Origin of the sequence: Streptococcus sp. FDAARGOS_256, from assembly GCF_002289235.2 — a bacterium.
Classification (GTDB): Bacteria; Bacillota; Bacilli; order Lactobacillales; family Streptococcaceae; genus Streptococcus.
Genome location: NZ_NTGM02000001.1, coordinates 1837397 through 1859904 on the forward strand (window position 1 = coordinate 1837397; position 22508 = coordinate 1859904).

Consider the following 22508-nt stretch of genomic DNA (forward strand, 5'->3'; position numbering starts at 1 on the left):
TTATGTCAGAAAAACTTTACCCATTAGGAACAGTAGTGTATTTAAAAGAAGGAACAGAAAAACTCATGGTTATCGGTCGTGGGGTCGTTTACCAGGATCAGGAAACAAACTCAGAGATGTTTGTAGATTATATGGGTTGTCTTTACCCAAGTGGTATCAATCCAAATAATACAATATTCTTTAATCAAGAAAATATTGATCGAGTTGTTTTCAAAGGTTTTGTGGATGAAGAGGAAGAACGTTTCATAGAAATTTATCAAAATTGGGAGAAGTCTCTTACGATCCCTAAAAAGAAAATAGATTAAACAAAACTTTGATGGAGGTGGTTGTAGATGAATTATAAGGAAAGAATTGCTGCTTTGAATACTTTTAAAACTGCCATAACAGAAGGAGATACGACAGATAGTGTATCAGGTGTTTCTACAGATGTTTCTGGTTGGGAAGGTAATGCTGATTCGAAGTTTGATGATTATGTTCTAACAATTAAGGCCGACTGTGCAGATATTTCTGCCAAAAAGGCAAGTTTTCTTAGTGAGGTTGATGGGAGAATATCCCAAATTCAAGCGATGTTTGATCTTGATGTCGCTTTAAATAGTTGGAGATTGGGTATGGTGTACGATTCAAAAGATTCGGCAAACAATAAAGCTCTAGTATATGATTCTATTAGCCAAGCTGATTTGGATTCGAGTGTACGTGATTATCTATTGGGTATGGTTTATTAGGGGGTAACATGACTACTATCAAGATGGACAAAGAAACATTTGTATCATCGGTTGAGAAATTGATACAAAATGTTGATAATTATACAAAAAGTGTGACAACTTCTGCTTCCCAATTTAGTTTATTTCAAAGTGATTTGTTGGGGGACGGCTATGCTAAATTATTTAATAAAGTAGATTCAGAATTAAAAAACCAAAAGCTCTTAGTGGCAGAATGCATTGTATTGTCTGAAAGTGCAAAAAGTTTTGCTGAAGAGATTTCGTCTGCTGAATCTTCTGTTTCATTTTGAGTGAAGGGGGATAGATTATGGCAGAAATAAAATATAACGCAGATCAACATAAACAATTTCAAGATGAGTTACAAAAAATTGGGGATGGGTTTAGTGACTTGATTACAGAATTGGGAAATGTAAAAGCATCCGTTAGTTCAAATCTTAAGGGTGAAGCAGCTACTGCATTGGAAACTGCGATTGATGATTTAACTTCTAAATTAACGAAAGCAAAGACTAATTGGCATACGACTAATGAAAATGCGAAAAAAGTAGAAGAGATTATCAAAAAAGCAGATGAAGATTCTAAGAAAATAGTGGATGAGCAGAAAGGAGGAGGTTCATGGTAGATGGAGTATTTACAATTCCAATGAGTGAGTATTACAGTAAATCAAGTGAGCTTAAGGGTAAAGTTTCAGATTTGATTACTGATGTTGAAAATAATTTTTTAAGTAAGGTTAGTGCGAATATTGATACACTGGATGAACAAGATATCAGTGTTGTAGAAGGCTTTGCCTCTTATACGAACGCTAAGAGCAAATTAGAAACTCTGAAAGAATATGAAACACAATTAACGAAAATGTCCTCGGAAGGAGATAGTAATCCTCTAAATGGAGTGGTTAGTTTAGATAAACAGTATAGTGCCAAGTTTTCAGATGTTTCAAAAGGAGCGGACTCTCAAACGGTTGCATCAGCTATTTCTGTAATTGACCGAAATATTAGTTCACAAGCAGAGGTGATAAAAGCGAGAGAGAGTTTTCTTGCTTTTATATCCAGTTTGACAGGAATAGGCGAAAAAGAAGCAATCGCTAAGATCCTTGGGATAGATGTCAATGATCTTGGGAAGTGGGCGAAAGCTGCGGCAGATAGAATCAAGGGTGCTGATGATTTTTCGAAATTACTAGACACTTTATATACAGGAAGTGGTAAGGGAATATCATTTCAAACACTCTTATATAGTAAAGAAATAGGTCAAGCTCTTCAAAGTTCCCCGTTGGTAGAAAAAGTATTAACCTTTATGATGGATCTGCCCGATGCAATAAAAAGCACTAAATGGGTTAGTAAGTTAAGTAAGCTTGTAGGGCCTGTTACAAAGGGATTCAAACACGTCAAAACAGCAGCATCTTTTCTAATGGGAGAGTATGCAACAGGAATTGGTAATATAGCAAAGGATTTTATAAAAAGTGACAAGTTTAAAATCGGAGGAGAAATTGTAGGTTGGGGTGTATTGGCCGTGGAAGAGGGAGTCAATATCTATAAGAACTACAACAATTCCAAGACCGATTCCAAGACGACCGTAGGGAAAATCGGGAAGTCTGTGCTAGGTGGTACTGTTGATACCATATCTAACGTTGGTCCCCTAGATGGTATGTGGCTAGGAGCTAAGGCAGGAGCACTAGGAGGAAATCCAGTAGGTGGAGCTCTCGCTGGTCTTGCAGTAGGTACGTTCAATCTTGCAGGCTCTATATTCTTCCCTGAGGAGAAAAAGGCTTTGTATGACGGAGTTAAAAATTTTGCTTATGGTGCAGTGGACGTGGTAGAATCAGGAGTTGAGTCTATCGGAAATGGAATCCACCAGGGCTTGGAGACTGTCAAAAGTGTGGGTAAGAATGTTTCAGATTTTTTCAATGGTGGTCTGAAGACGGTCTCATCCTTGTTTGGATAATAGGAGAAAATAGATGGATAAGATGCAAAAAGATATTAATGATGCACTTGAGACAACTCGGAAATTAAATATAGTAAAGGCGATTTTTGGACTACCACTATATTCGTTTTTGATTGTTTGGGGCACATATTTTCCTATGGGAATCCTTCGATTGGCTAGTAAAAATGGACATGAACTAGTTACACAGTTGACATCAGTAGAAAATAGCCTGATTCCCCCAAATAGTTTCTTTGTCTTTCTATTCTTGTTTTGTTGTGGTCATTTCACTTATTTTTATATTAATTCTAAAAGAAATCGTATTAAAGCTTATTTAATGACTCAGATTTTTCAATTATTTGTGCTTGTGATTTTTTATTATAGTTGGTTTATAGCCATCTTATACTTAATCCCCCTAGTGGCAATTCGTATCGTCTACTGGATTGGTTTTGTGTTATCACTGATTTACCTTATTTATATCCTTGTCACAAAGCAGCGCGCTAGCAAGGATTATTTCTCCTCAGAATATTATAAAAAATTTTTGAATGTTATTTTATTCTTATGGTTGTTGATGTCTGGAATCAATCTCTTTACCCATGGTCTTAATAACCTTCTGGCACATTTGTTGCTTGCTTTATTACCGATTTCACCTATTTTCTTAGGCCTATTTTTGGTATCATTTTTTAAATCCAATGTAGTAACTCTAGAGAACTTGAATACAGTCAATAAAAATCAAGAGAAATACCGTGAAGAGTATGGCTATACCATCGAAGAATGGTATGGAAAGAAGTCAAAAATGTACAAGGACCATGTCAAGAAGTCTAAGAAGAGATAAAGGTTTATAGGGACTATTTCTAGTCTCATGAAACTAACCACCTGAAACAAATTCAGGTGGGTTTCTTTTGCTTTTCTCATCTTCTCACGGTATCGCTCGTGTGGTATAATGGAGAAGAATATTGTTTCTGTTTGGTAACGATCCCAAGACGGCTGTAGGGAAAATCGGGAAGTCTGTGATCGGTGGTACCATTGATACCATATCTAATGTTGGTCCCTTAGATGGTATGTGGCTAGGAGCTAAGGCAGGAGCACTAGGAGGGGTTCCAGCATTTGGAGCCCTCGCTGGCTTTGCTTTAGGAACGCTTAATCTTATCGGTTCTGCAGTTGCACCAGAATTTAAAAAGTCTGTTTATGACGGAGTTAAAAATTTTGCTTATGGTGCTGTGGACGTGGTAGAATCAGGAGTGGAGTCTATCGGAAATGGAATCCACCAGGGCTTGGAGACCGTCAAAAGTGTGGGCAAGAATGTTTCTGATTTTTTCAATGGTGGTCTGAAGGCGGCCTCATCCTGGTTTGGATAATAGGAGAAAATAAATGGAAGAAAAGCAAAAAGATATTAATGAAGCACTAGAAACAACGCGAGGATGGAATATATTAGTAATGATTTTCGTAATGCCATTATTTCTTGGTTTATGTATACTTGCACCTCATCTTGCGATTAGTTCAGGAATATATATGAGTAAGAATAGTATAACTTTTTTGCAGCCGCTTACTGAATTAGAGTATCAACTAATCATCCCAGAAAAAGTTTTTGGTATTTCATTTTTTGTTTATTGGGCGATGTATATGATTATGTATATCATTTCAAAAAGAAATAGAATTTATGCTTATATACTCAATTTACTCGTCTTATTCACTCTTATTCATTTAAGCATTTTTGGACTATTTTTAGGCTTGCAATTCTTTGTTCCTTTTTTAATCATTCGGATTATTTATTGGCTAGCTTATTCCGTAGCAGTTGTCTATATTATTTATAGTCTCATAACAAAGTCATATACTAGAGTTTTTGATATTGACAAGGAGAAAATAAAGAAATATACAAATGTTATCTTGGCTTTATGGTTTATAAATTTTATTGCTGGTATTCTTATTTCAGGGTTTAAAAATTTACTTGCTCATTTACTTTTGGCTATATCACCCATCGCTCCAATCTTTCTCATTATTATCTTAATATCATTGAGTAAATCAACATTCTCTTCACTATTTAATCTTAATGAAGTTAATAAAAACCAAGAGAAATACCGTGAAGAGTATGGCTATAGCATCGAAGAGTGGTATGGAAAGAAGTCAAAAATGTACAAGGAATACGTCAAGAAGTCTAAAAAGAGATAAAGGTCTATAGATACTATTTCTAGTCTCATGAAGCTAACCACCTGAAACAAATTCAGGTGGTTTTCTTTTGCTTCTCTCATCTTCTCACGGTATCGCCCATGTGGTATAATGAGACAAGGGTTGCTCCTCGTTTCAGACGAGTTTATGGATTTCAGGATAAGTTAGCAGGTGAGACGAGTATTTCTGTCAGTCTCCTATCTACCTGTTAACAACTGTCCAAAGTAAAAGGAGATTGTAGCTTGGTTTTATTAGTATTAGTGCTTTTGGTTTTGCTCATTCTAATCTTAAAAAGGAAACAGAAAACTGCTAAAAAATCTGAAGGAAACGCCAAGAAAAGAAATTGGCTATTAATAGGTTGCTTATCCATAGTGATCCCAATGGTAATCTTCACAGTGTTCAGTCCGATTTTTTCTCTAATGGATATGTGGGGGCTGTTTGCCCATGCAAGTCGAACTGAGATTGAGCAAGCTGTGCATCGTTCTTATCAAAATTACGGTCTTACAGGACAGTTTGAGTTAGAAAAATACGAGAAAAACTATACAAGTGTGGGAGGATTTATAATCCATGGTACCTATAGTGAAAATATAGCTGGAAAAACCTATCAGGTTAAAACTCGATTTAAATACTATACTCGCTTTTCGAAAAGTGAAACATATGGAAAGACAGATGCAGAGGTTGATCACAAAAATGATAAAAAAATTTATGATGTTTTCCCAGAATTAGCCTATTTAGGGATTGAAGTTAGTCCAGGAACCAGCGAGTTTTTAAAAACACTGGACAGTTCAATCAAAGATCCTCAACTTCCTGATTTGAAGTATCAAGGTATTGGTTTTGAATTTAATAACCAATCTGATAATATCTATCTTTATAATGAAATATTAGAGGAAAATCAAAGCAAGGGCCAAGCTCTGCAAGGGATGTATCCAATGGATGCTCAATATCTTTTCCAAAAAGAGATTTTTATACCAATATTTGAATTTCAATATTTCGTTCCGAAGGAAAAAAGAGATCTCTTGTATGATGACTATCTTAAAGAGCTTGAAGCGCTCATGAAGGAATTTTTTGCCAACCACCCCCTACCACGCGGTCTTTATGCTGTCAAAATTGCTAAGTATAAAGAGGATAAACTTGTCAATGATAGTGGTGTATACTATGTGAAGATTGAAAATAGTCAAGTTGTAAAGCTGTTGCAAAAATTAGAGTAGGAGTTGCTAGGGCTAGGTCAGTCTTTTGTTTAGAATCTCCAGTTGTGTCTGTTAAAATTTGATTTTCCCAGTGGACAATCGTCCACTTTTTTTATATAATAAAACTAAACCGGATTGGTTGAGTTTTAGAAATGTAAGCTCAACCGTCGATTTGTTTTTCTAAGAGAGATATTCTCAATAAAACATCACACTAGGGGGTGAATCATGTACCAACCAGAAAAACTCAAGGCTCGGAGAAAAGAGTTAAAATTGACACAGAAGGAAATTGCAGAGGAATTAGGGATTAGTTTTCAGGCTTACTCGGCTTGGGAACGTGGAATTAAGGAACCATCCAAGGAGAAGGTTACCCAGCTAGAAAAGATTTTAAAAGTTGCAAAAGGGTATTTTACTCAGATTGAGATTGTTCGTCTCTACAATAGCCTCTCCAAGCAAGGGAAGGACAAGGTTGTGCTCTATGCTCGCAACCTAGCTCAAGAGGAACAAACACAGAAGGTGGCGACCATGCCAGAGCGCCTCTACGAGTATCGTGTCTATGAACGCATGTCAGCAGGGATCGGGGCTTCGGTATATGACGATAGAAATTTTGATACCGTTTACTTTAATGAAGAACTAGCCCACGATTTTGCTTCCTGGGTGGCTGGGGACTCCATGGAACCTAAATATCAAAATGGTTCCGTGGCTTTGATTCGAGAGACCGGATTTGATTATGATGGGGCGGTTTATGCAGTGGTTTGCAACAACCAGACCTATATCAAACGGGTTTATCGGGAGGAAGATGGCTTGCGTCTGGTCTCTATCAATCCTAAATACAAGGATATTTTCATCTCCTATGAGGAAGATCCTCGGATTGTGGGGATTATTGTTGGGAATTTTGTGCCGATGGAGGGTTAGCCTATGGGCTACTTTGATTATTCCAGAGAGCCCAAAAGTGATATTGCCTTTGTCGATATGAAATCTTTTTATGCCAGCGTTGAGTGTGTGAAACGGGGCTTGCATCCGCTGAAGACCTCGCTTTGTGTCATGAGTCGCGCGGATAATTCTACTGGCCTTATATTAGCTTCCTCTCCCATGTTTAAGAAGATTTTTGGCAAGTCCAATGTTGGCCGGGCCTATGATCTGCCTTTTGATATCAAAACGCGCAAATTTTCCTATTACAATGCTCGAAAGCAAGGCTTGCCTACTGACTTAGACTATGTTCGCTACATCGAAGATTGGGCTCAAGTGACTTTGGTTGTGCCACCTAGGATGGATGAATACATAGCGGTCAATATGGAAATCCAGCGAATCTTTCAAAACTATGGTAGTCCAGATGATATTTATCCCTACTCTATCGATGAGGGCTTTATCGATCTGACTAGTTCGCTCAACTATTTCATCCCAGACAAGAGTATCTCTCGCAAAGACAAGCTAGATATGCTTTCTGCTCGCATCCAGAGGGATATTTGGAGGCAGACAGGGATCTACTCTACAGTGGGTATGTCCAATGCCAACCCCTTACTGGCCAAGTTGGCTCTGGATAATGAGGCCAAGCACACTCCGACCATGAGGGCCAACTGGTCTTACCAGGATGTGGAAGAGAAGGTTTGGGCCATTCCCAAGATGACGGACTTTTGGGGGATTGGCAGGCGGATGGAGAAACGCTTGCATGCTCTGGGGATTTTTTCCATCAGAGAATTGGCCACCAGTAATCCAGACCAGCTACAGAAAACACTTGGTCAGGCTGGCCTGCGTTTGTGGTTTCATGCTAACGGGATTGATGAGAGCAATGTTCATAAGCCCTATAAAGCCAAGTCTCAAGGGTTAGGAAATTCTCAAATCTTGCCGAGAGACTACGTGAAGCTACGGGATATCGAAATTATTCTCCGAGAAATGGCGGAGCAGGTGGCTATTAGACTGAGAAGGGCGGGCAAGAAAACAACCCTTGTCTCTCTCTATGTTGGTTTCTCTAAACTGGAGGTCAGGTCGTCTATTCACACACAAATGAAGGTCGAACCGACCAATAATACAGCTATCTTAACGGATTATGTTTTGAAGCTATTTCATAATAAATACACTTCTGGAGCGATCAGAAGTGTCGGAGTCAACTATTCAGGATTTGTGGACGAGTCCTTTGGCTTGATCTCCCTCTTTGATGATGTTGACAAGTTAGAAAAAGAAGAAAGGCTCCAGACGGCTATTGATGCCATTCGGGAACAATTTGGTTTTACCTCCCTCTTAAAGGCCAATGCACTGGAAGAAGCCTCTAGGAGTCTTGCCAGAAGCAAGCTGATTGGGGGGCATTCTGCTGGAGGATTAGATGGACTAAAATGATTGATCGTTCTTATTTACCCTTTCCATCTGCGCGTGACTATCAAGATCCAGGGATGCAGAAGTGGATGGGCTTTTTCCTCTCAGAGCATACTAGTTCACTCGGTGAAGAAAGAAATCGGGTTGCTTTTTCGACGAGTTTGAATCCCGTTGAGAAGTTGCTCTTGCTTTCACAGCTTTATGTCGGGCAACTGAAGGGATGCTTTGTAGTCAAGGAAAGAAGGCATAAAACCACGATCATTGGTGAGGTAAGCGAATTATCACCTCAAACTCTATCTATTAGGACCAATGAGGGCTATAGGCTGGTAGAGGTAGTAGATGTCCTCGAAATTCGACTGTGGGAGGAGGGAGTGTATGACTAGAAAAGACTTGTATGAAAACAAACTGCAGATGGATTATTTTTCAGAAGCCTATATTCGTTTTGAAGAGGATTTTCAAAAATACTCTGCTATGAATGTGCCTTTGACTTTTTTGATCGATGACATCCTACGCACTATGGCGATGAATCAGAAAAACTACTTTGTCTTAAACAAGGAAAACGCCAAGGATGGGCGGGAGCATCGCTTTTATTTTAGGGTGGTGACGGAAAAAGAGTGTCCCAGAAATCGAACCTATGCATACGCTGGACTCAAAAATAGTAGTCAGTGACTAGGTGTAGAAGAGGGAAGTTTGATTTAGGAAAGATGGCTTGTGAACGTCAGAAGATCTCATGGTATTGGAATTCGAAACACCATCTTTTATCTGTGGAGTTCTTGCAGAAACTTATAATGGTAGTTCGGATGAGGTAAGACAAGGGGCACTCTCTTTTTAGATGAGCGTTTATTTGAAAACGTGGTTGGATTTGAGAACAGCTATTCTCAATGATCATCTTATTTTATAGAGTCATACCAAAACATCCATGTATATTTGTGGATGTTTTTTAATTTTACAGATAGAAAAAGAGAAGACCAAATGGTCTTCTCAACGGGGGAACTGAATCATTAGAAAGAATCAATCAAAGAGGGTTATTAGTCTTTGAAATTCTTTTGGAAGATGAGGAGAGACAAGATAGAAGTAATGGCTGCCAAGAAGAGGAAGGCACTTGCTTCTTGTTCCCCAGTTGCAGGGAGTAGTCTTTCCTTGTCTTCTTTGACTGTAGCTGTAACAGGAGCTTTTTCATCTTTTGATGATGAATTATCTGTTACGGCTGGCGCAGGTTTTTCAGTCTCTCTTGGTAGAACATACTCAGGAAGAGTCACAACTGGTGGCGCTTCTGTTCCAACTGAGCTTTGTTTGCTACCTACCTCAATCACTCGATCTTGAGCTGGAGTTGCTTCTGTTTGGAGAACCTTGCGATTGTCACCGTCCACTTCAACATACTCGACTAAGAGACCGTCTTTCCCTTCTGATAGAACTTGCTCTTTTCCTTTGTCTAATTGTGGGTTTTCGCGACGAATCGTCTTGAACGGTACGACCTTATTGACGATTTCTAAGCTTGGAAGTGTAAAGACAAGGTCTTTAACCCCTTCCTCAGGACTTGAAGAAGTAATTGGTTTCTCAGGTTGCGCCGGTTTCTCAGGTTGAGTCGGCTTTTCAGGCTGAGCTGGCTTTTCAGGCTGAGCTGGCTTTTCCGGTTGCGCCGGTTTCTCAGGTTGAGCCGGTTTTTCCGGTTGAACTGGCTTTTCAGGCTGAGCCGGAGTTTCAGGCTGAGCCGGTTGTTCAGGTTGAGCAGGTTTCTCAGGTTGAGCCGGTTTTTCAGGCTGAGCCGGTTTTTCTGGTTGAACTGGATTCTCAGGTTGAGTTGGTTGTTCCGGTTGCGCTGGCTTTTCAGGCTGAGCCGGTTTTTCCGGTTGAACTGGATTCTCAGGTTGAGTCGGCTTTTCAGGCTGAGCTGGAGTTTCCGGTTGAGTCGGTTTCTCAGGCTGAGCCGGAGTTTCCGGTTGAGTTGGTTTTTCAGGCTGAGCTGGTTTCTCAGGTTGAGCAGGTTTCTCAGGCTGAGCCGCTTCGAGTTTGTTGATTTGTTCGAGAGCAGTTTCTAGCGCTTGATTGACTGCTTCCTGAGTTTTAGCTTCTTGGATGGCAGCAATGGCTTGGTCAGCAATTTCTAATAATTTCTTCTTAGCTTCCTTGTTGGATCCAAGCTCAGCGACTTTTTTCTCGATAGCTTTTGTCAAGCTGTCCATAGCCTTATCATACTCAATTTCCGGTTGTTTTGGTTCAGCTGGTTGCTCAGGTTTAGAAGGTTCTTCAGGCTGTTCCGGTTGCTCTGGACTAGGTTCCTCTTGGCCTCTTTGATAGTTCTCATCCTTGGATAGGATATCTTGTAGGGCACTGACTGTCAACATGACATCCTGAACATCCACTGCATCAGCACTGAGTTGGTTTCTCAATTTTTCTAGATTTGCTTGGAAAGCTTGGCGTGCAGTAGCCGTATTTTTCAAGCCTGCTGGATCAAAGTTGGACAGATCATCTTTCCATTTAGAGATAGACTGGATGATATCTGCCTTGCTGTAGAGTTCACTGCCTTCGCCACGAGTGATAAATTGGTCCACCTGAATACCGATATTTTGAGATAAATCGTTTCGATCAGGATCTAGTTGAAGGGTGACTGCGTGCAGGTTTTCGTCCAGACCTTTTAGGCTAACTAGAGTTTGATTGCCTTGACGTTGGGCTGCACGACCGCTAAAGTATTTCTTACCATCAATAGTTGAAGCATTTCCCATTCCATCTTGGTAAGGAACTTCTTTGCCATCTAGGAAGATTTTGTAGATACCATGATTTGGATCAACATAGCCCTTGATATCAAGTCCAGTACCGTAGAAGTAGGCTGTGACAGTTGTCTTTTTCTTTTGCTCATCAGTTAAGCGGCCAAAGGAAGCCCAAGACTCAGTCTTTTGGTACTTGTCTGCCGAATTGGTTTCATGGTGCCAGCCAGGACTGTAATCCAACTGACTAGCTTGGTCATCATAACTTGTTTGGTCCTTGATCAGCAATTCAGCTTTCATCACTTGGATGGTTGCATCGGTAGCGAAACCTAGCAGGGCACCATCAGTGACAGAAGTGAGCTTGGCTTTGAAGTCAAAGATAGAGTCGGCTTGTTCTGTAAAGTCAATCGTTGGGATGGTCACAGTCTTTTCTGTTTCTCCGTCTTTAAAGGTCACATCTTGAGTTGTATCTTGGTAAACTTTACCGTGAACACCAGTTCCAGGTTCTGTGATGAAGCGAACAGTAGCAGTCCCCTTGCTTCCACCAACACGCTTAATCTTAACAGTGACTGGTTTTCCTTTTTCGACTTCGTAGTTAGTAGACTCGAGTTCAAACATCCCTTTACTATCATTGTTTAGGGTGTAGATTCCTTCTGTAGCAATTGGTTCGCCTGTTTTGTTCACGAGGGTAATAGTGTGTTGGCCTGGTGCTAAATCGCCTGTCTCAAAGACTTTTTGGCTGCGTTTACGACTAGCATTCTTAGTTTGCACATCTGCAACCTTTTGACCATCAACGTAGACGGACATTTCTCCGTGACCTGGATCGACCGTAGAGACGACATAGGCCTTGGTTCCTGTGAAGGTATAGCTGACTTTGGCGTCTTTTTGATTGGTCCACATAGAAGTGCCACGAACACCTTCAGATTCATTGTACCAAGTTGTTCCAGCTGTATCTGCCGTTGTGTTTGAGTGGTATTCCAGTCCAAGAGGGTAGCCATCTGTCTTTTCAATGCTGCTTGGTGTCTTGTAGACTGAGAAGTTGGTTAAGATTGGGGTTGCTTGAGCACCGGTGATGGTTACACGGATTTTTTGTGCTTCTACAGGCTTGCCTTGAATCAAGCGACGGTAACCAACGGTCGAACCTTCACCATATGTCACCCAGCGTCCGTTGATTTCGACTTCAATCTTGAAACCTGAGATACGTTGACCTTTGGCGATATCTTCCTTGAGTTCAACGACGTCAAATCGTCTCTTTTGCCCCAAATCGACTGTAAAGCTACCGGTTGTGGCATCATTTGAGAGCGCCCAGCTGGTGTCATCTGTACCGTCTGTGAGGTGACTTTCCTTGTAGAGGTGGTTTTGACGAGTAGAACTTGCTGTTACAGTCGCGCCTTTGGCAAAGTCAGTCGCATACATTTGGTCTAGGGTTGCCTTGAATTCCTTCAAGCGAGCCACATCCGCATCTGCGAATTTTCCTTCTTTGTTTGGTGGAATGTTGAGAAGGAGTGGGGTTCCACGACCAACAGATTTGAAGTAGATATCCATCAACTCTTTGAGTGATTTCGGCTGTTGATTGTCATGATAGAACCAGCCTGAACGGATCGAAACGTCAGCTTCCCCTACAGAATACATATCACCATCTGGGTCACCATGGTTGAGGTATTCGTTTTTCACATCGTCTGTGATGTTGGCCCGTTTAACTTTATGCCATACAGGGTCACCAGCGATACCACGTTCATTTCCGATCCAGCGAACGCTTGTTGGTTGAGCAGAGAAGATGGCGATATCTCCTTCAGCTTCTTTGATGTATTTGAACCATTCATCAAAGGTATAGGTCACTTTTTGGGCACCGCTACCACGCGCACCGTCCATCCAAACTTCGATGAATTTCCCTTTATTTCCGTATTTTGGGTTTCCAAGGATTTCTTTCAGTTGGTTGAGATAGTATTGGTTGTATTCCTTTTCGGTTGCAACATGGTATTTTGGATGATTGGCATCCCATGGTGACAAGTAAACACCCATATTCATGTCGTACTTGCTGGCAGACTTGGAAACTTCTTCGAGAAGGTCACCCTTTCCATCTTTCCATGGGCTGGCAGCTACAGTATGATCCGTATACTTAGAAGGGTAAGCAACGAAACCGTCGTGGTGTTTAACAACCATAATGGTTCGTTTGAAGCCCGTTTCCTTCAGGGTGCGAATCCACTGGTCAGTATCCAAGTTGGTTGGATTGAAGTATCGAGGGTCTTCTTTCCCATTTCCCCATTCAGAATTGGTATAGGTGTTCATTCCGTAGTGGATGAAGGCTGCCAATTCTTCCTTGTGGTAATCGAGTTGAGCCTTGCTTGGAAGAGGTCCATGATTGCCAATTTCGGTTTCTTTATCTTCTGGATGAGCCACTGGTGGAGTCGGTGTCGTTGGATTAGCTGTATCAGCGACTGGCTCGTATTCAAAGACGACCTCATTCACCCCTTTTTGCTGGATCCTTGCTTCCAAACTAGCCTTGACTGGACGGTAGCCAGCAATGTCTTTTGCATGGAAGGTGTTGACAAAGGAAACGTCATACTCTTGACCGTCATTGTTATCAACTGTCGCTTCCGCTAGTTCAGTAGTGGTTCCTTTTTGACGGTAGTAAACTTTGAAGGAGCCTTTGTTGACTTTATAGACTACCTTGATGACACGTGTACCGGCAGGCGCTTTGCTGACAACATTGTGATCTTCAGCCCAAGCATCCTTTAGTTGTTTATTGACCGCTACACCATCAATGGATACAATTTCGTATTTGTCTTTATTCTTCTGATAGAAGTCCGTTTTCTCGATTTCTTTTTTGAAATTATAATCAAATGGCGAATCAACAGCTGTCTGTTCGATAAAGGTATCATTATCTTTGACAGGATTTCCTTCTTCGTCTTCGTGTTGGATAACCACACGACCGTATTCAACTCCCTTGGTCAAGGTAGCAATCCCATCTTGGTTAAAGGAATATTCGTTGCTTCCGATCACAGCTTTCTCATTCCGAAGCATACGCCCTTCATCAGTAAAGTAGTAACGATTTCCGTTGTCTCCCTGGTACCAGCCTTTCACACCATACTTGGCAATCATGTCCTTCACCCATTTCAGTTGTTCAGGTGAAAGGACGAGTCCACCACCAAAGCGATCCTTTTCAGCTACACCATTGTCAACGGTTCCGTGTTGATGGACACCCAGAACTTTTCCTTGGCTATCCACAATCCCGCCACCAGACAAACCAGATACAGAAGTGGTTTTGTAGGTGATACCAGTCGTTCCTTTATCATCATAGGACTCAACAGATCGGATGGTCCCATCTGCCTTGTAAAGCTGACCAGCTAGGATAGGTTGTTTCAGTTCTTTTGAGCTCGAGTCAGTTGGGTAGCCAATCGTACTGATGGCTTCTCCCGGCTGATGTGTCTTGTGCTCCGCTAAAGGCGCAAAGGTTGCTGCTTTGTTTGGACTAGCAATCGGAAGAGGAATAGGAGCTTCTACAAGAGCAAGGTCGTTTTTATAGCCTTTTCCAAACTCCTTCTTGTTCCAGAAATGGATATCTTTTTCTCTGAATAAAACCGTAGTTCCAGAAGATGGCAGTGAGTTTTTCTTTTCGCTGTTTGAACCAACGTTATAGTAGAACTGGGCAGATTTTCCACCACGAATGTGACCCTCGCCAGTTTCTTTATTGGCCTCTAAGAAGTTATGAGCAACGGTAAGGATCAGGTTAGGTGCTACAAAGATACCTGAGCCTGAAACGAGGTAGCGTTGTTCTCCTGCGTTGTAAGTGCTGTAAACCATAGTAGCAGCAGTAGCAGGTTGTCCCTCGTAGTTGATGTGTTTGAGGTCTTGTCCACCGTTAATAATAGCACGGTTTCCATTCTCAGCTTCTTTTGGAGCTTCTTCCTTGTCCTTTAGAATGCTCTTAGTTTCTACTTTTGGACTAGCTTTCTGGTCAACGATAGTAGTCGTATCGAGTTCTTTGACAGGTGTGTCGGGATAGGCACGGTCCTGAATGTCTTCAGGGAGCAAGTCAGCACTGTTGGTATCGGCAGCAGATATTTCTTGTTTTTCAGCTTCTACACGACCTTCTTCTTTGACTGGTTCAGCCTTGGTCTCTTCTATATCTGCTACTTGTTTCATTTGCTGATCTAAATTGGATGTTGTGGTAGGAGACATTTCGTCTGCACGCACGGTTCCAGAAGCAAAAAATGCCAGTCCCACGATAACAGATGCCACACCTACAGTCAACTTCCGAATGCTAAATGTTTGCCCTTTTTCAAAAAGGTATCGATTCATAATATACTCCTAGTTTTTAGAAAGGCAGTCAGCTACTACCCGAGCCCAAGCTTAACTTGGTTGTGTCTTTATTTTACGATAAATAAATTCCCTTATAATTTGTAAACCCCTTACCCCCTAATTTATAAAGCGCTTTCATTTTAAGATAAAAAAATTTAATAGGCCATTTCTCCCTTAAAATGACTAAAAGTTTTTAATATAACAAATATACTAAATTAATGAAAGAATTGCAATAGCAAAAAGCAAAAAAATAAATATAAATTAAAGAAAATCCGTTACTTTTTAAAGAAAAAACGCATCCTTTCAGGGCTCAAACTAAATAAAAGGATACGTTTTGAAAAGAAATTAGAGTATTTTCTGGAGAGACTCTTGGATGGTTTGGGGGTCTGTTTTGGAAGAGAAGCGCTCAAGGACTTGCCCATCTCGACCAATGAGAAACTTAGCAAAATTCCATTCGATTCGTTTTCCTAGCGGGCCAGTTTTCTGGTCTTTTAGCCAAACATAAAGAGGATCTGCTTCCTTGCCGTTGACCTTAATCTTGGCAAAGCGAGGAAAAGTGGTCTGATAGTGTAGACTGCAGAAACTATTGATTTCCTCTGCGCTGCCAGGTGCTTGTCCCATAAACTGATTGCAAGGGAAATCTAGGATTTCAAAGCCCTTATCTTGATAGCGTTCATAGAGTTCTTGAAGTCCCTGGTACTGGGGCGTTAAACCACATCCAGTAGCAGTGTTGACAATCAAGAGAATCTTGCCACGATAGCTCTCCAGGGGAGTTGCTTGGTTGTTTTGATTCAAAACGGAAAAATCATATATACTGGTCATTTTTCTATATTCTCCTTATGCATTCCTGATTCAGAGTGTTTCATCTCGTGTTCCGATAAAAAGGCATAGGTCATGGTTCCAAAGATGGCACCAATTCCCAAACCCAAGACTAGTAAAGGGAGCATTTTATCGAACTGGGAGAGATTGTCCCAAAAGGTATCGAGGGGAAGATGCTGAACAAAGAGTTTGTGAAAGGCTGATAAGACAAACAAGCCAATTGGAATGCTGATGAATACACCCCAACTACGAAGGTTGATTTGGCTTTTGCTGTAGCTTTTATGATGGATTTCGGACGGGTCATCCTTGTCCAAATGTAAGTCGCGAACTGCTAGTCTCGCCCTAGATGAGAGGACGAAGATAAGTCCAAAATAGAGGTAGGGCATGGCATCTCGCACCAACTCTATGAAGCGTCCAAATAGGAGATAGAACAGGAAGAGTAGGAGGGAGGAGTATACGATTTGGATTAAGGCACGGGCACCTGCCTTGTAGATTATCTCTTGGCGGCATTCATCAAAGGGGCCTTGTATGTGAAAGAATAGTTTGAGTAAGCGAGTGGTGAGATCTTCTTTTTTCATGGGAGTAATCTCCTAAATGAGCGATTTTTGATTGATTTCTTTAAAGAGTTGATAGAGAGTATAGAAGTAAACCAAACTAAAAATGATACAGATTATTAGAAATACCAGGTATCTCCAATCCATAGGATTTGTTAAAAGTTGTGGAAAGGATACGAGGATAAAACAGAGAGATGCGTTTAGAAGACGTATTTTTTTTGATTGGATTTTCTGGAATCTCTGTCCCTTGTTCAATACAGGAAGGAATAAAAGAAAGATAATCAAGAAAGGATGCTCAATATGTCCAGAAAGTAGGAAAAAGGTAACAAAGATACTGATAAAAACATGACTGATCAGTAGTCTAGCTAGTGATTTCATAAGGCACCTCCTAGTCGTCTTCTTGGTCTTTCTTGGCCTTTTGAATGCGAAGAGAGACGATAATTTGTATAGTCACTCCGAAGACGAAAGTAGCTAGGATAGTTGATACAAAATGTCCTGTATTTAAAAGAGAACCAAGATAATCCTTGCTATCATCGGTTAGGACATTTAGAAGTGGTATTCCAAAGAACATGCCCATGCCATAGATTAGACCGGCTTTTAGACCAGGAAAATGCAGTTGTTTACTTTCTTTCTTACTTAACATTTCGGGATCAATAGCTGTGATGCCCGTTTTCTTGGTTTGAGAGACCACATAGAGGGCAGCTACCATCGAAATGCCAAACACTACGAGAGGATAACCGATAGCGACAATTTGAGGGTATTTATAAGCAAGGACAAAGGGGATGAGGTTGCCAAATATCATGAGATAAAAGAGAACGATAAAGACCTGATTCCCGATACGATCGGCCTCGCGCCGTTTGTGTTCGTCAAGGGGGCCAGAAATGCCGTATGTGCGTTTGATAAGTTTGTCAGTGAGAGTTTCTTTTTTCATTTGTTTGCTCCTTTTTTAAAAATCGTCTTCCCAAAAGAGACTGTTAAGGTCAGTTTGGAGGCTGTGGGCGAGATTGAGACAGAGTTCCAGGGTTGGATTGTACTTGTCATTTTCAATCATGTTGATGGTCTGTCTCGAGACACCGATATCTTTGGCGAGCTCGAGCTGAGAAATACCCAGTTCCTTGCGGAATTCTTTGACACGATTCATAGGGTCTCCTTTCTGATATGTCGTATATATTTGACTACATTATATTATTTTGGGGATGAGATGTCAAGTATATATGACATATTTTTGAGAATTTTTTTCGAAGAAACTTAGCCTTGTCTGACAAGTGCAAGCTGGTCAGATTTGTGGTAAAATAGATAGGATATGACAAAAGAATTTCATCATGTAACGGTCTTGCTTCATGAAACGATTGATATGCTTGACGTAAAACCTGACGGTATCTACGTTGATGCGACTTTGGGTGGAGCAGGCCATAGCGAATATTTATTAAGTAAATTGAGCGAAAAAGGGCATCTCTATGCCTTTGACCAGGACCAGAATGCCATTGACAACGCGCATAAACGGTTGGCACCCTATATCGAAAAAGGGATGGTAACCTTTATCAAGGATAACTTCCGTCATTTGCAGGCACGTTTGCAGGAGGCTGGTGTCCAGGAAATTGATGGAATTTGTTATGACTTAGGGGTGTCCAGTCCTCAGCTGGATCAGCGTGAACGTGGTTTTTCTTATAAAAAGGATGCGCCACTGGATATGCGGATGAATCAAGAAGCTAGTCTGACGGCCTATGAGGTGGTCAATCGTTATGACTATCATGACTTGGTTCGGATCTTTTTCAAGTATGGTGAGGATAAGTTTTCTAAACAGATTGCCCGTAAGATTGAGCAAGCGCGTGAGGTGAAACCAATTGAGACAACGACGGAGTTGGCAGAGATTATCAAGTCGGCCAAGCCTGCCAAGGAGCTCAAGAAAAAGGGGCACCCTGCCAAGCAGATTTTCCAGGCTATCCGAATCGAAGTCAATGATGAGCTGGGCGCTGCAGATGAATCTATCCAGCAGGCCATGGACATGCTGGCTTTGGATGGTAGAATCTCGGTCATTACCTTCCATTCTCTGGAAGATCGCTTGACCAAGCAATTATTCAAAGAAGCTTCAACAGTGGAAGTTCCCAAAGGCTTGCCCTTCATTCCAGATGATCTTAAGCCTAAGATGGAATTGGTATCCCGCAAACCAATCTTGCCAAGTGCCGAAGAGCTAGAAGCCAACAATCGTTCGCATTCAGCCAAGTTGCGCGTGGCTAGAAAAATTCACAAGTAAGAGGAAAAACATGGCAGAAAGAATCGAAAAAACAAGTCAGTTATTGCAAACGAAGTTTAAAGGTTTTTCACGTGTGGAAAAGGCCTTCTATGTTTCGATTGCTGCAACAATGATTATCCTGGCAATTAGCGTTGTGTTTATGCAAACCAAGCTATTACAAGTTCAGAATGAATTGACCAAGGTCAATGCTCAAATCGAAGAAAAGAAAACTGAGCTAGACGATGCCAAGCAAGAGGTCAATGAATTGATTCGTTCAGAACGTTTGAAAGAGATTGCAAACTCCAAGGATTTGCAGCTGAATAACGAAAATATCCGAGCAGCGGAGTAAGAAATGAAACAGTGGAAAGAAAAAATCATCCGTTATGCCGTTCGTAACCGTAAATCTCCAGAAGAAAATCGCCGAAGAGTAGGGAAAAGCCTGAGTTTATTGGCTGTCATACTCTTCGCGGTCTTTTTGGTCAACTTTGCGGTCATTATCGGAACGGGTAAAAAATTTGGTAAGGACTTGGTTCAAGAAGCCAACAAGGTCCATCAAACAACCAAGACGATTCCTGCAAAACGGGGAACCATCTACGATCGTAATGGAACGCCTATTGCAGAAGATGCGACTTCGTATAATATCTATGCCGTTATTGACAAGACCTACAAGTCAGCAACAGGCAAAATTCTCTATGTAGAGGATTCTCAATTTAATAAGGTGGCTGAGATTTTCCATAAATACCTAGATATGGAAGAGTCTTATGTCAAAGAACAGCTTTCTCAACCAGATCTAAAACAGGTATCCTTTGGTACCAAGGGAAATGGGATCACCTATGCCAATATGATGGCTATTAAAAATGACCTCAAAACTGCTGGCGTTGAGGGAGTTGACTTCACAACTAGCCCTAACCGTAGTTATCCCAATGGACAGTTTGCTTCTTCCTTTATCGGTTTAGCGCAACTCCATGAAAATGAGGATGGGACCAAACGTTTGATTGGGACATCTGGATTGGAGAGTTCTTTAAATAACATTCTGGCGGGTACAGATGGGATTATCACCTATGAGAAGGATCGTCTGGGAAATATTGTTCCGGGTACGGAGCAGGCTTCCCAACACATGGTAGACGGAAAGGATGTTTACACAACCCTTTCTAGTCCTTTGCAATCCTTTATGGAAACCCAGATGGATGCCTTCCAGGAAAAGGTAAAAGGCAAGTATATGACGGCTACCTTGGTCAGCGCTAAAACAGGGGAAATCCTCGCTACGACCCAACGTCCGACCTTCAATGCCGATACCAAGGATGGCATCACAAAAGACTTTGTCTGGCGAGATATTCTTTATCAAAGTAACTATGAACCAGGATCAGCCATGAAGGTTATGACGTTAGCTTCTTCTATTGATAATAATACCTTCCCAAGTGGAGAATACTTCAATAGCAGTGAATTAAAAATAGCGGATGCGACGATTCGAGATTGGGATGTTAATGATGGTTTGACTACTGGTGGGATGATGACTTTCTCACAAGGTTTCGCTCACTCCAGTAATGTTGGAATGAGTCTACTTGAACAAAAAATGGGAGATGCTACTTGGTTGGATTATCTAAACCGCTTTAAGTTTGGAGTGCCGACGCGTTTTGGTCTGACTGATGAGTACACAGGTCAATTGCCTGCAGATAATATTGTCAATATTGCCATGAGTGCATTTGGTCAGGGGATTTCTGTAACGCAGACCCAGATGCTACGTGCCTTTACAGCCATCGCCAATGATGGGGTTATGTTGGAGCCTAAATTTATCAGCGCCCTCTATGACCCGAATGACCAGTCTGTTCGTAAGTCTCAAAAGGAAATCGTCGGAAATCCTGTATCAAAAGCGGCAGCTTCCTCTACTCGGGATCACATGGTCATGGTCGGAACAGATCCTGTCTATGGTACCATGTACAACCACAGTACAGGAAAGCCAAATGTCAATGTTCCGGGGCAAAATGTCGCTCTGAAATCCGGGACTGCTCAGATTGCTGATGAGAAGAATGGGGGTTACCTGACAGGTGAAACCAACTATATCTTCTCTGTTGTGTCGATGCATCCTGCAGAAAATCCTGACTTTATCCTCTATGTAACGGTGCAACAGCCAGAGCATTATTCGGGTGTTCAGCTTGGGGAGTTTGCCAACCCAATCCTTGAGCGAGCTTCTGCCACGAAAGAGTCCCTCAATCTTCAGTCAACTGCCAAGAGCTTGGATCAGGTCAGCAAGACGACAAGCTATACCATGCCAGCTACCAAGGACTTTACTCCAGGAGACCTAGCAGAGGAATTGCGTCGTAACCTTGTCCAACCAATCGTTATCGGAACAGGAACCAAGATCAAGGAACTCTCGGTTTCTGAAGGAGATAATTTGGAAGCCAATCAGCAGACCTTGATCCTGTCAGATAAGGTCGAAGAAATGCCTGATATGTATGGCTGGACAGATGAAAATGTGCAAACATTTGCCAAATGGCTGAATATAGAAGTCGAGTGGGAAGGTAGTGGCAAAACGGTCAAGAAACAAAGTGTCCGTGCCAATACAGCCCTCAAAGACATTAAAAAAATGAAAGTAACTTTAGGAGATTAAGATGATTAGTTCCATTAGTGCTGGAATTCTAGCCTTTCTATTGACCTTGATTGGCATTCCAGCCTTTATCCGATTTTATCGAAAAGCACAGATTACGGGTCAGCAGATGCACGAGGATGTCAAACAACACCAAGCTAAAGCTGGGACTCCAACCATGGGAGGTCTTGTCTTCCTTATCGTTGCAGTAGTTGTGAGCTTTCTTATTGCTCTCTTTACCCAACAATTGACCAACAATGTAGGCATGATTTTGTTTATCTTGGTGTTGTATGGTTTGGTAGGTTTTCTGGATGATTTCCTCAAGGTCTTTCGTAAGATCAACGAAGGCTTGAATCCTAAGCAAAAGCTTGCTCTCCAGCTCCTTGGAGGAGTGATTTTCTACCTCTTTTATGAGCGTGGTGGCGATATGCTTTCAGTTTTTGGCTACCAAGTTCATTTGGGTTTTTTCTATATTTTCTTTGCCCTTTTCTGGCTAGTTGGTTTTTCCAATGCGGTGAATCTGACTGACGGGATTGATGGCTTAGCGAGTATTTCCGTGGTGATTAGCTTATCGGCCTACGGTGTGATTGCTTATATGCAAAATCAATTGGATATTCTTCTTGTGATTCTTGCCATGATTGGTGGTTTGCTAGGTTTCTTCGTCTTTAACCACAAACCTGCCAAGGTCTTCATGGGAGATGTAGGAAGTTTGGCTCTTGGTGGGATGCTAGCAGCAATCTCTATGGCCCTCCACCAAGAATGGACCCTTTTGTTGATTGGGATTATCTATGTCTTTGAGACAAGCTCTGTTATGATGCAGGTTACCTACTTCAAAATTAGTGGTGGAAAGCGTATTTTCCGTATGACACCTGTGCATCACCATTTCGAGCTTGGAGGATTCTCAGGCAAGGGCAATCCTTGGAGCGAGTGGAAGGTTGACTTCTTCTTTTGGGGAGTTGGGCTTCTAGCAAGTCTCTTGACCTTAGCCTTTTTATACCTACTGTAAAACTAACTTTTGATG

The 22508-nt window shown here is 41.4% G+C and carries 23 protein-coding genes; 17 read left to right on the forward strand and 6 right to left on the reverse strand.

Going from position 1 to position 22508, the window contains the following annotated elements:
• Positions 1–2: 2 nt before the first annotated feature.
• From A6J84_RS09245 to A6J84_RS09305, 13 genes are all read left to right on the forward strand, one after another.
• Positions 3–305 (forward strand): DUF4176 domain-containing protein, encoded by a 303-nt coding sequence (locus A6J84_RS09245; protein WP_041170803.1) that lies wholly within the window; start codon positions 3–5, stop codon positions 303–305.
• A gap of 27 nt (positions 306–332) precedes the next feature.
• Positions 333–722, forward strand: coding sequence for a hypothetical protein (locus tag A6J84_RS09250; protein ID WP_084860313.1), 390 nt, complete (start codon positions 333–335; stop codon positions 720–722).
• Between the two features lie 8 nt (positions 723–730).
• Positions 731–1009, forward strand: a complete 279-nt coding sequence (locus A6J84_RS09255) for a hypothetical protein (RefSeq protein ID WP_070657062.1) — start codon at positions 731–733, stop codon at positions 1007–1009.
• Between the two features lie 17 nt (positions 1010–1026).
• Positions 1027–1338: a peptidase gene (locus A6J84_RS09260; RefSeq protein ID WP_095726427.1), complete on the forward strand. Its 312-nt coding sequence runs from the start codon at positions 1027–1029 to the stop codon at positions 1336–1338.
• A complete protein-coding gene (locus A6J84_RS09265; protein ID WP_095726428.1) occupies positions 1332–2654 on the forward strand; it encodes a hypothetical protein in 1323 nt (440 codons plus the stop codon). The genes A6J84_RS09260 and A6J84_RS09265 overlap by 7 nt, the downstream gene beginning before the upstream one ends.
• A gap of 13 nt (positions 2655–2667) precedes the next feature.
• A complete protein-coding gene (locus tag A6J84_RS09270) occupies positions 2668–3465 on the forward strand; it encodes a hypothetical protein (protein ID WP_102962124.1) in 798 nt (265 codons plus the stop codon).
• Between the two features lie 121 nt (positions 3466–3586).
• Positions 3587–3988 (forward strand): hypothetical protein, encoded by a 402-nt coding sequence (locus tag A6J84_RS09275; RefSeq protein ID WP_049478807.1) that lies wholly within the window; start codon positions 3587–3589, stop codon positions 3986–3988.
• A gap of 13 nt (positions 3989–4001) precedes the next feature.
• Positions 4002–4799: a hypothetical protein gene (locus tag A6J84_RS09280; protein ID WP_070657071.1), complete on the forward strand. Its 798-nt coding sequence runs from the start codon at positions 4002–4004 to the stop codon at positions 4797–4799.
• A gap of 239 nt (positions 4800–5038) precedes the next feature.
• On the forward strand, positions 5039–6004 hold the full coding sequence (locus tag A6J84_RS09285; RefSeq protein WP_070657072.1) for a hypothetical protein: 966 nt from the start codon (positions 5039–5041) through the stop codon (positions 6002–6004).
• Between the two features lie 204 nt (positions 6005–6208).
• Positions 6209–6895, forward strand: coding sequence for a helix-turn-helix transcriptional regulator (locus tag A6J84_RS09290; protein WP_095726429.1), 687 nt, complete (start codon positions 6209–6211; stop codon positions 6893–6895).
• A gap of 3 nt (positions 6896–6898) precedes the next feature.
• Complete coding sequence (locus A6J84_RS09295) at positions 6899–8314, forward strand: Y-family DNA polymerase (RefSeq protein WP_000540275.1); 1416 nt, start codon at positions 6899–6901, stop codon at positions 8312–8314.
• On the forward strand, positions 8311–8673 hold the full coding sequence (locus A6J84_RS09300) for a hypothetical protein (protein WP_000567204.1): 363 nt from the start codon (positions 8311–8313) through the stop codon (positions 8671–8673). The genes A6J84_RS09295 and A6J84_RS09300 overlap by 4 nt, the downstream gene beginning before the upstream one ends.
• Entirely contained in the window at positions 8666–8959 is a 294-nt protein-coding gene (locus tag A6J84_RS09305; protein WP_000196988.1) for a DUF5960 family protein, read from the forward strand. Before A6J84_RS09300 ends, A6J84_RS09305 begins: the two co-directional genes overlap by 8 nt.
• 359 nt (positions 8960–9318) lie before the next feature.
• Here A6J84_RS09305 and A6J84_RS09315 read toward each other — a convergent pair whose 3' ends face one another.
• The 6 genes from A6J84_RS09315 to A6J84_RS09340 form a co-directional block, all read right to left on the reverse strand.
• Entirely contained in the window at positions 9319–15297 is a 5979-nt protein-coding gene (locus A6J84_RS09315; RefSeq protein ID WP_095726430.1) for an alpha-L-fucosidase, read from the reverse strand.
• A gap of 345 nt (positions 15298–15642) precedes the next feature.
• Positions 15643–16119 (reverse strand): glutathione peroxidase, encoded by a 477-nt coding sequence (locus A6J84_RS09320; protein WP_095726431.1) that lies wholly within the window; start codon positions 16117–16119, stop codon positions 15643–15645.
• Positions 16116–16694 (reverse strand): DUF3278 domain-containing protein, encoded by a 579-nt coding sequence (locus A6J84_RS09325; RefSeq protein ID WP_095726432.1) that lies wholly within the window; start codon positions 16692–16694, stop codon positions 16116–16118. Before A6J84_RS09325 ends, A6J84_RS09320 begins: the two co-directional genes overlap by 4 nt.
• 12 nt (positions 16695–16706) lie before the next feature.
• Positions 16707–17048, reverse strand: coding sequence for a hypothetical protein (locus A6J84_RS10275; RefSeq protein ID WP_000838130.1), 342 nt, complete (start codon positions 17046–17048; stop codon positions 16707–16709).
• A 10-nt stretch (positions 17049–17058) separates the two neighbouring features.
• Complete coding sequence (locus A6J84_RS09335; RefSeq protein ID WP_095726433.1) at positions 17059–17601, reverse strand: DUF3278 domain-containing protein; 543 nt, start codon at positions 17599–17601, stop codon at positions 17059–17061.
• A 15-nt stretch (positions 17602–17616) separates the two neighbouring features.
• On the reverse strand, positions 17617–17811 hold the full coding sequence (locus A6J84_RS09340) for a helix-turn-helix transcriptional regulator (RefSeq protein WP_070567830.1): 195 nt from the start codon (positions 17809–17811) through the stop codon (positions 17617–17619).
• 162 nt (positions 17812–17973) lie between these two features.
• Here A6J84_RS09340 and rsmH point away from each other — a divergent pair, with 162 nt between their 5' ends.
• Genes rsmH through mraY form a run of 4 tightly spaced genes read left to right on the forward strand, consistent with a single transcriptional unit; the run spans position 17974 to position 22493 of the window.
• Positions 17974–18924, forward strand: coding sequence for a 16S rRNA (cytosine(1402)-N(4))-methyltransferase RsmH (gene rsmH, locus A6J84_RS09345; RefSeq protein ID WP_095726434.1), 951 nt, complete (start codon positions 17974–17976; stop codon positions 18922–18924).
• Positions 18925–18934: 10 nt separating this feature from the next.
• Positions 18935–19252, forward strand: coding sequence for a cell division protein FtsL (ftsL, locus tag A6J84_RS09350; protein ID WP_000840795.1), 318 nt, complete (start codon positions 18935–18937; stop codon positions 19250–19252).
• A gap of 3 nt (positions 19253–19255) precedes the next feature.
• On the forward strand, positions 19256–21511 hold the full coding sequence (gene pbp2X / locus A6J84_RS09355; protein WP_095726435.1) for a penicillin-binding protein PBP2X: 2256 nt from the start codon (positions 19256–19258) through the stop codon (positions 21509–21511).
• 1 nt (position 21512) lies between these two features.
• Positions 21513–22493 carry a phospho-N-acetylmuramoyl-pentapeptide-transferase gene (gene mraY, locus A6J84_RS09360; protein ID WP_084881297.1) on the forward strand — a complete coding sequence of 327 codons (981 nt, stop codon included), beginning with the start codon at positions 21513–21515 and terminating at the stop codon, positions 22491–22493.
• Positions 22494–22508 lie beyond the last annotated feature (15 nt).